Genomic DNA, 8,310 nt, shown 5'->3' with positions numbered 1-8,310 from the left:
TACTGTCCAGAGCAGACTTAACTATGATTTCCATGAGAGGAGGTATCAACAGATAGATTATTAGGATTCTCTACTCTGGTTGATTCCTCTCATGGTTGCCTATTTCGGAAAACTGTCCGGACTATTGATAAAAAAGAGTACGGGTAAAGAATGATGACAAATGCTTTCGATTAATCAAGTTACCGGTAGCAGCAAGCCCCAGGCCCGCCATTTGTAATAGTTTTCGCTCAGAAGCAGCCAGTCCATGACTTCTTACAGTAATCAGATTGAAGCGAAAAACAGGATTATTAAGAATCTGCCTTACACTTTCAGGCGAAACGATATTTTCTACCAACTCTCCGGCTTTATGACTTATTTCAGCAGGATCAGGCTTCTCAGAATAATCGGTATGAAGATAGCCCTGTTCAAAGCGTTCATGAGCCGCGAGGGGGTCATCCTGACCATAACAGCTGAATCGCCAGCTGCCTGCGGAGGTTCCGATAAGATCGAGAGGTGACGTTCTATGGCGGAAATATTCGCCCAGCAAGGCTTTATCCAGACCACTGAGCACAAACCACTTTGGGCCTCCGGAAGCACCTACCATGACTTTGATACTCTCCTGAGGCAGGCCATTGGCTCGAATAAAGTCCAATGCCTGCGCTCCGGCACGAATGCTAATCTGACTACCCATATCCCCCTTCCCCTGGAAACCCCATTGTCACAACAATTCTAACGAATCCTGTAAAGACTATGGGAAGCTATTTACTGTTTACATAAGAAACAAAACTGAGGAGAAACTGCAAAGTTCAACTATCTTCAAATCTTCTCGCTGTCCTCTACCTGCAACATTGATAAAAATGGGTCTCTCATAACATGAAGTCAGATCTGGATTTCAACCCTTTGGCAGAAGGCTATCAGACAACGGACCAGCTTCCTTATCGGAAATACATGGAGCACTGGGTGTATAGAAAGGTTCTTGAAGAGCTTGAGCCATGCAGCAGCCTGGACCTTGCCTGCGGTGCCGGGTTTTATTCTGGTTTATTGCTCGAAATGGGCTTCACTCCAGTAACTGGAGTAGATTGCTCAGCCGATATGATATCTCTGGCCAGACAGCACTTTGCAGGGAATAAAGATGCCCAGTTCATCCAATCTCGAATAGAAGATTTTAAGTGTGAAACTCCCTTCCAACTGATCACTGCGGGCTGGTTATTAAACTACTGTGAAGATACAAACCATCTGGAGCAGCTTTGTATCCATCTGAAATCTCTCCTCTCACCAGAGGGAACAATGATCATTACCGTGGACTGCCAGGGAGATTACGGCTGCAATGATATTACAGATACTGCTTGTGCCAGAATATATCATACGCACCCACTCAAGGATGGAGAGTCATTCCGCATGACACTTCCTGTTACTCCTCCTCTCGATATTTATGCAGTGCATTTCGACAGAGCAACCATTACTCAGGCCATGCAGAAAGCTGGATTCTCAGAGATCGAATGGCTGCCACTTGCTATTGACCCAAAAGGTATCGAGACACTGGGAAAAGAGAGCTGGCAACAAATGATCACCAAACCGCGTATAGGGTTTCTGAAAGTTGCCTACTAAGGGCAACTTTCCCAGAATACCCAGTCACTCACCATACGGATGATTAGTATGCCAGTGTTGTGCAATCTGCTCCCGTGTACATAGCCATACCTGGTCTTTGGACTGCACATAATCCAGAAATCGAGCCAAGGCTGCAGCTCTTCCCGGCCTACCAACCAAACGACAATGAAGTCCTACCGACATCATTCTGGGAGATGCAGAGCCTTCTTCATAAAGCACATCAAAAGCGTCTTTCAGGTAGCTGAAGAACTGATCACCGCTGTTAAAACCCTGAGCTGTGGCAAAGCGCATATCGTTACAGTCAAGCGTATAGGGAACCACCAGCTGTGGTTTACCAAACCGGGTATCCCAGTAGGGAAGGTCATCGGCATAGCTGTCGGCGTGATATAAAAATCCACCCTCCTCCACCACAAGCTGTTCGGTATTTGGGCTGCAACGTCCGGTGTACCAGCCCGTTGGACGTTTACCTGTCACTTCGGTATGAAGACGAATCGCTTCCTGCATATGGCGACGCTCTTCATCAACATTCATAAACTGATAGTCAATCCAGCGATAACCATGACTGGCGATCTCCCAGTCAGCATCCAGCATGGCTTTTACGGCATCAGGGTTGCGAGCCATGGCCATGGCCACGCCATACACTGTGACGGGTATATTTCTCTGGGTGAAAAGCCGGTGCAGTCGCCAGAACCCAGCCCTTGAGCCGTACTCATAGATCGACTCCATACTGATATGACGCATACCCTTATGAGCTGGAGCACCTATAATTTCCGAGAGAAATGCCTCCGATGCTTCATCACCATGAAGCACACAGTTCTCTCCGCCTTCCTCATAGTTAATAACGAACTGCACGGCAATTCTGCTATTACCCGGCCACTTCGGATCAGGAGGTGTTTCGCCATAGCCAACCAGATCTCTTGGGTAGTCATCCATCGTTGAAAGAGGGTCGAACTTCATTGGGCTCTCCATTTTTTTATTGCCTGCCTGATGGGTTCTATGGCATAAATGCTCAAAAAATTGACCAAATAGTCAAATAATAAAACATATTCTATCAGGATAAAGTGGTACAAGGCTCATACAAGTTTGCCGCTATCCATATACAGTAAAAATAATAACAGCAGGTTCGACACATTTATGAATAACACTTCTGATGATCTCGCAGCACAGTGGCAGAAAACACGAATTGATCTGGCAGCCCGTGCGCTGGGTGGTGATGTTCTTGACTGCAGCGATGATTTCTTTGCCGAAAAAGATAACCTGCTACTGGCTGAAGACCCTGTATTTCTACCTGAAAAGTATACAGCCTACGGTAAATGGATGGACGGCTGGGAGTCACGCCGGCGTCGTGACGCACCAGGTTATGAAGGCTGCGACTGGGTCACGGTACGCCTGGCTTCTATAGGCGAAATTGAAGCGCTGGATATTGATACACGTCACTTCAAAGGTAATGCTCCTGGAGCTGTGCAGCTGGACTACCTGCTTGATGACACCGATCCTAATGAGCAAAGCAACTGGCTGCCTCTGACGGATCGAGTAGACGTAAAGCCAGATTTCAGAAACCTGATTACCCTTGATCAGCCGGTAAAAGCCAGTCACATTCGCCTGAGAATCTACCCCGATGGAGGTGTCGCCCGTCTCCGGGTCTACGGCAAGATTCATCTTGATCAGCGCTACCGTTTGCCTGGTGAACCCCTTGATCTGGCCGCACTTATGAACGGTGGCCGCTCCGTAGCCTGCAGCGACTCGTTCTTCAGCCCCATGCAAAATCTGTTACTGCCCGGACGCGGCGCCGATATGCACAATGGCTGGGAAACCAAACGTCGACGTCAGGGTGGCAATGACTGGATGATTGTTAAACTGGCCCTGCCCGGCACCATTCATCGAGTAGAGGTAGATACCTTACACTTTAAGGGTAACTATCCTGATCGCTGCAGCCTGGAGGCATGCACCTTTACAGGGGATAACCCTGAAGAAGCTGCTGAAGTTCAATGGCACACCATTCTTCCTGAACAAAAACTGCATGCTCATCGCAACCATTTTTTCTTGAATGAGCTGCAGGATACTGAACAGCAATATACGCATGTACGCCTGAATATCTTCCCTGATGGTGGTGTATCAAGGCTTCGCATTCTTGGTTACGAGAGCGGTTTCGAGAGTGACTTGAAGGAGGCATGATTCATGACACTTGATGAGCTGAACAGCCTTGATATTGACGGTGCCAGAGATTTTTTCCGCCAATGTTGTACCAGTAATCACTGGCTGGAATCGATGGTGAATAATCGCCCCTATTTCAGTCAAGATGAGCTGTTATCCACAGCGGACAAGAGCTGGTTGACCTGTGGAGAAAAAGACTTTCTGCAGGCTTTTGAAGGCCACCCGAAAATTGGCGATGTTAATAGCCTGAAAGCAAAATATGCCAATACCCGTGATATGGCGGGTCATGAGCAGTCCGGTGCATCGACTGCCAGTGACGAAACACTCAAGGCACTGGCTGACGGTAACACCGCTTACGAAACCCGCTTTGGCTATATATTCATTGTCTGTGCGACCGGGAAGTCAGCCGATGAGATGCTATCACTGCTGAATGACCGGCTGGATAATCAACCGGAAAATGAGCTGAAGATTGCCGCCGCCGAGCAGCATAAGATAACCCGGCTGCGTCTGAACAAGTTGATTGAATGGAGGCAAATAGCATGACAGGCATCAGCACCCATATTCTGGATACCGGTAGCGGGCTGCCCGCTGAAGGGGTTCCTGTATCGTTATCCCGACAGGAAGGTGATCACTGGCTACCTGTTGGCAACGGTGTCACCAATAATGATGGCCGTATTCAGAACCTTGCGGCTGATGACCTGAACCTTCCCAAAGGGGTCTATCAGCTGCACTTTGCCATTAAGGATTATTTCCTGAAGCAGGAAGTCCAGTGCTTTTATCCGGAAGTTGTGATGACGTTTGAAGTCAGTGATGACCGTCATCATCATGTTCCACTGCTATTATCACCCTATGGCTACTCTACCTACCGGGGAAGTTAACAAAAGCCATCACGAGCAGCTGATTGGCTCCATGTTATAAGAAAGAGAAGAAGGCACATGGATAAAGAAATACCAGCCCAAATGCTGAAGGTGGAAGTACTGACCCGTGAAGCCTTTGAACCTTTTGGCGATGTACTCGAAACTCGGAAAAGACCTGTCGTGATTAATCAGGGTCGCTGTCAGAAATACAGCGACCTGACATCAGTCAACACTGATGACCAAGGCTACACGACAATGCATATCTACAAAACGGCACCGATTAGTTCTTCCTATCAGCTGGATCTGCTTGAGCGGCATCCACTGGGTAGCCAGACATTCATGCCCCTGGCAGGCCAGCGTTTTCTGATCGTCGTAGCATCTGGCTCCAGTGACAGTACAACACCAGACTTATCATCCATTCGCTGCTTTCTGACCAACGGTAAGCAGGGAATCACCTACTACCCCGGTGTCTGGCATCACCCTTTACTGTCTGTTGATGACGGAGAAGAATATCTGGTCATTGATCGAAAAGGACCTGGGGATAACTGTGATGAAGTCCTGATGTCTGCGGCACAACGGTATATTGTGGAGGTGCCACGATGAGTCAATCGGTTGTATGGCGAGCCTCTGTCCTCCACTTTCTGGAGGATCCCTCAAAAGAAAAGGACTCAGGGGATAAAAGTTCCTGGGAGTTTTTTGAAGATGGAGCTCTTCTGGTGGAAGATGGTCTGATAACCAGATGCGGGCCGTCCGATCAGGTGTTGAAGAATCTGCCCGCTGAAACAGAAATAAACGACCTGCCCGGTCGGCTTCTGGTCCCCGGCTTTATCGACACCCACGTACATTATCCACAGCTTGAAGTACTGGCAGGCTGTGGCGTTCAACTGCTGGACTGGCTGAACCAGTACACATTTCCAGCAGAACAGAAGTTTTCTGATGAGCAGTACGCCAGCGAGGTCGCTCAGTTCTTTCTGGATCAGTGTCTCAGTCATGGAACCACGACAGCATTGGTGTTTGGTACCGTGGCACCTCAGTCCGTCGATGCCTTTTTTGAGGAAGCCCATCAACGGAACCTGCGCATGATCGCAGGCAAGGTGATGATGGATCGTAATGCTCCTGACTACCTGCTTGATACCCCTGAAAGCAGCTATGAAGACAGTAAAGCACTTATTAATCGCTGGCATAACAAAGGGCGATTGTCTTATGCCGTGACCCCGCGCTTTGCCCCTACCTCATCATCGGAACAGCTGCATATGGCTGGCCGGTTGCTGCGGGAGCATGATGGTCTTTACCTTCACACCCACCTCTCGGAAAACCCGAAAGAGATTGACTGGGTGCAGGAACTTTTCCCAGACAGTAAACATTATGTGGACGTTTACGATCAACATGGTTTGCTGGGTCCTCGGTCAGTGTTTGCCCACTCAGTCCATCTGTGTGATCACAGTTGGCAGCGAATGGGCAGCTCAGGCTCATCCATTGCCTTTTGCCCTGGTTCCAACCTGTTTCTCGGTAGCGGGCTGTTTAATCTGAACCGGGCAAAAGCCCATGATATTCCCACAGGTCTTGGAACCGATGTTGGCGGTGGAACCAGTCTCTGCCTGCTCAATACCATGAAAGACGCCTATCAGGTATCTCAGTTGCGGGAGGAAACCATCTCGCCGCTTCAAGCTTTTTACCTGGCCACATTGGGAGGTGCAAGAGCACTTCATCTTGAAGACAAGATCGGTAGCTTCCGTGCAGGCAATGAAGCGGATTTTCTGGTGCTGAATCCTGCGGCTACCCCAATGCTTCAATTCAGAACGAAAAAAACAAAAACATTGGAAGAGTTGCTTGGCGTGTTGATGGTGATGGGTGATGACCGGGTCATCGAAAAAACCATCATTATGGGTCAGGAAGCCTGAAAGTCGAAAGTGCTGACGACATCATTGCGATAACAACCGTCGCTCAGCATTTTCAATAATAAAAAGAGTATTGAACCATGGAATCCTATCTACAAGAGTGGTTAAACCTGCTGTTCCGCTGGCTGCATGTAACTGCCGGTGTTGCCTGGATTGGCGCATCCTTTTATTTCAACTGGCTGGAAGGGCGACTGGAGTCTGCTCCAGCCGACAAGCAGAAAAAAGGCATCAAAGGTGAGCTGTGGGCACTTCACGGTGGTGGTATCTATGAAGTGAATAAATACCATCTTGCCCCTGAGAAACTGCCAACAACACTGCACTGGTTTAAGTGGGAAGCTTATGTCACCTGGCTTAGCGGTATGGGATTGCTGGCCATTATTTATTATTGGGGAGCCGAGAGTTATCTACTGGCGCCGCAATCTGCGCTAACGCCCATTCAAGCCATTGCCATCAGTATCTTCAGTCTGTTAACCGCCTGGCTGGTCTATGACCTCTTGTGCAAATCACCACTGTTCAAACAGGAAACACTGTTCAGTCTGGTTCTGTTTTCGCTGATTGTTTTTGCCGCCTGGGGCTACGCACAACTGTTCAGTGGCCGTGCAGCTTATATTCACGTCGGTGCACTGATTGGCACCCTGATGGTGGGTAATGTTTTCAGGGTTATTATCCCTTCACAGCGAAAGCTGGTTGCCGCCGCTGAAAATGGTGACTCCAGCTTCGACCCAAACATTGCTCAGCATGCATTGTTGCGCTCCCGCCACAACAACTACTTCACACTCCCACTGTTGTTTATCATGATCAGTGGCCATTACGCCATGACGTTTGGCAGTCAATGGAACTGGGCAATTCTGGCGGTTCTGGCAGCGGCTTCCGTTCTGGTTCGTCACTTCTTCAACCGGCGCAACCAGGGAGCCATTTTAACCTGGCTATGGCCTGCAGCTGCCGTATTAATGCTGACTCTGGCCTTTATTATCCGGCCACAAATGGCGGCTCAGCAGACACCTGTGGCAGAACAACCCGCTTTTGACCGGGGCGAAATTGTTGAGATTGTAACTGCCCGCTGCAGCACCTGTCACTCAGCAACACCAACGGATCCTCTCTTTCAGTCACCTCCTGGCGGTCTGGTTTTCCACGACTATGATTCCATCGCCAACAAGGCCGATAAGATTTATAGCCAGACAGTACAAACTCAGATTATGCCATTGGCGAACCGCACAGGGATGACCGACGAAGAACGCAGTTTGCTTGGGCAGTGGTATCAACAAATAAAAGCGGATGGATCGAATGGTTCATGATGTAAAAGCCTCTCTTTGAGAGGCTTTTTTAATTCAACAAATACAGTACCAGATCTAACAAAACTAACGGAATGGAACTCATACAGATTTTAGCTCTCCAATACGTGGAATTGCTTTCCACTTATTGATTTCTGAATGAATTTGAGGTTTTGTCAATATGCATGCAGATGTTTTAGCACGAATCAGCAAAGGAATGGCTACCCACAATGCCTCGCAAGTTGATGAAAGGATGAAGAGTGAGGAAAACAGAATTGCATCTTTTAACTATATGAGAATACAGCTTCAACAAGGAGCTAAAAATATCGAGCCTGTAAATAATTCTGTGTAAACGCCACCAAAACTATTACTCCTTGAACCGGTCAGGAAACATAATTTCAAACCGGTTCATGGCTGCTTTCCAGTTCCTGATCGGCATGGTCCATTTCTCGGAAGCTTTTTCCATGGCCAGATAGATTACCTTCATGACTGACTCATCAGTCCGAAAAATCTTCCGGTTCTTGATCGCCTTACGAATGACGC

Annotated in this window: 10 protein-coding genes and 1 pseudogene; 8 read left to right on the top strand and 3 right to left on the bottom strand. The window is 48.3% G+C overall.

Annotated elements, in window-relative coordinates; translation table 11 throughout:
• Nucleotides 1-121: 121 nt before the first annotated feature.
• Nucleotides 122-670 carry a hypothetical protein gene (locus AK963_RS22420; RefSeq protein ID WP_066017645.1) on the bottom strand — a complete coding sequence of 183 codons (549 nt, stop codon included), beginning with the start codon at nucleotides 668-670 and terminating at the stop codon, nucleotides 122-124.
• A 182-nt stretch (nucleotides 671-852) separates the two neighbouring features.
• Between AK963_RS22420 and AK963_RS22415 the strand changes: the two genes are divergently transcribed.
• A complete protein-coding gene (locus AK963_RS22415) occupies nucleotides 853-1,587 on the top strand; it encodes a class I SAM-dependent methyltransferase (protein ID WP_066017644.1) in 735 nt (244 codons plus the stop codon).
• A gap of 24 nt (nucleotides 1,588-1,611) precedes the next feature.
• On the opposite strand, the gene puuE is transcribed toward AK963_RS22415, so the two are convergent.
• Entirely contained in the window at nucleotides 1,612-2,544 is a 933-nt protein-coding gene (gene puuE / locus AK963_RS22410) for an allantoinase PuuE (protein ID WP_238593816.1), read from the bottom strand.
• Nucleotides 2,545-2,721: 177 nt separating this feature from the next.
• On the opposite strand from puuE, the gene alc reads away from it, so the two are divergent.
• The 7 genes from alc to AK963_RS33465 all read left to right on the top strand — a co-directional run bounded on the left by alc (nucleotide 2,722) and on the right by AK963_RS33465 (nucleotide 8,119).
• Nucleotides 2,722-3,762, top strand: a complete 1,041-nt coding sequence (alc, locus tag AK963_RS22405; RefSeq protein ID WP_066017643.1) for an allantoicase — start codon at nucleotides 2,722-2,724, stop codon at nucleotides 3,760-3,762.
• A gap of 3 nt (nucleotides 3,763-3,765) precedes the next feature.
• A complete protein-coding gene (uraD, locus tag AK963_RS22400; RefSeq protein WP_066017642.1) occupies nucleotides 3,766-4,284 on the top strand; it encodes a 2-oxo-4-hydroxy-4-carboxy-5-ureidoimidazoline decarboxylase in 519 nt (172 codons plus the stop codon).
• Nucleotides 4,281-4,619: a hydroxyisourate hydrolase gene (uraH, locus tag AK963_RS22395; RefSeq protein ID WP_066017641.1), complete on the top strand. Its 339-nt coding sequence runs from the start codon at nucleotides 4,281-4,283 to the stop codon at nucleotides 4,617-4,619. Before uraD ends, uraH begins: the two co-directional genes overlap by 4 nt.
• Before the next feature lie 57 nt (nucleotides 4,620-4,676).
• Nucleotides 4,677-5,201, top strand: coding sequence for an ureidoglycolate lyase (locus tag AK963_RS22390; protein ID WP_066017640.1), 525 nt, complete (start codon nucleotides 4,677-4,679; stop codon nucleotides 5,199-5,201).
• Nucleotides 5,198-6,499 (top strand): guanine deaminase, encoded by a 1,302-nt coding sequence (gene guaD / locus AK963_RS22385; RefSeq protein ID WP_066017639.1) that lies wholly within the window; start codon nucleotides 5,198-5,200, stop codon nucleotides 6,497-6,499. The genes AK963_RS22390 and guaD overlap by 4 nt, the downstream gene beginning before the upstream one ends.
• A 77-nt stretch (nucleotides 6,500-6,576) precedes the next feature.
• Complete coding sequence (locus AK963_RS22380) at nucleotides 6,577-7,791, top strand: urate hydroxylase PuuD (protein ID WP_066017638.1); 1,215 nt, start codon at nucleotides 6,577-6,579, stop codon at nucleotides 7,789-7,791.
• A 157-nt stretch (nucleotides 7,792-7,948) separates the two neighbouring features.
• A complete protein-coding gene (locus AK963_RS33465; RefSeq protein ID WP_175404603.1) occupies nucleotides 7,949-8,119 on the top strand; it encodes a hypothetical protein in 171 nt (56 codons plus the stop codon).
• Nucleotides 8,120-8,134: 15 nt separating this feature from the next.
• Here AK963_RS33465 and AK963_RS32375 read toward each other — a convergent pair.
• Nucleotides 8,135-8,310, bottom strand: a pseudogene (locus AK963_RS32375) (IS256 family transposase); the annotation flags it as partial.

This window comes from Endozoicomonas atrinae (assembly GCF_001647025.1).
Classification (GTDB): domain Bacteria; phylum Pseudomonadota; class Gammaproteobacteria; order Pseudomonadales; family Endozoicomonadaceae; genus Endozoicomonas; species Endozoicomonas atrinae.
Note: the sequence above shows the minus strand (reverse complement) of the source record. Positions and strands in the feature narration are given on the sequence as shown.

Coding starts and splice junctions, on each gene's coding strand:
- AK963_RS22420 (WP_066017645.1), bottom strand. CDS start 670: ATGGGTAGTCAGATTAGCATTCGTGCCGGAGCGCAGGCATTGGACTTT.
- AK963_RS22415 (WP_066017644.1), top strand. CDS start 853: ATGAAGTCAGATCTGGATTTCAACCCTTTGGCAGAAGGCTATCAGACA.
- puuE (WP_238593816.1), bottom strand. CDS start 2,544: ATGAAGTTCGACCCTCTTTCAACGATGGATGACTACCCAAGAGATCTG.
- alc (WP_066017643.1), top strand. CDS start 2,722: ATGAATAACACTTCTGATGATCTCGCAGCACAGTGGCAGAAAACACGA.
- uraD (WP_066017642.1), top strand. CDS start 3,766: ATGACACTTGATGAGCTGAACAGCCTTGATATTGACGGTGCCAGAGAT.
- uraH (WP_066017641.1), top strand. CDS start 4,281: ATGACAGGCATCAGCACCCATATTCTGGATACCGGTAGCGGGCTGCCC.
- AK963_RS22390 (WP_066017640.1), top strand. CDS start 4,677: ATGGATAAAGAAATACCAGCCCAAATGCTGAAGGTGGAAGTACTGACC.
- guaD (WP_066017639.1), top strand. CDS start 5,198: ATGAGTCAATCGGTTGTATGGCGAGCCTCTGTCCTCCACTTTCTGGAG.
- AK963_RS22380 (WP_066017638.1), top strand. CDS start 6,577: ATGGAATCCTATCTACAAGAGTGGTTAAACCTGCTGTTCCGCTGGCTG.
- AK963_RS33465 (WP_175404603.1), top strand. CDS start 7,949: ATGCATGCAGATGTTTTAGCACGAATCAGCAAAGGAATGGCTACCCAC.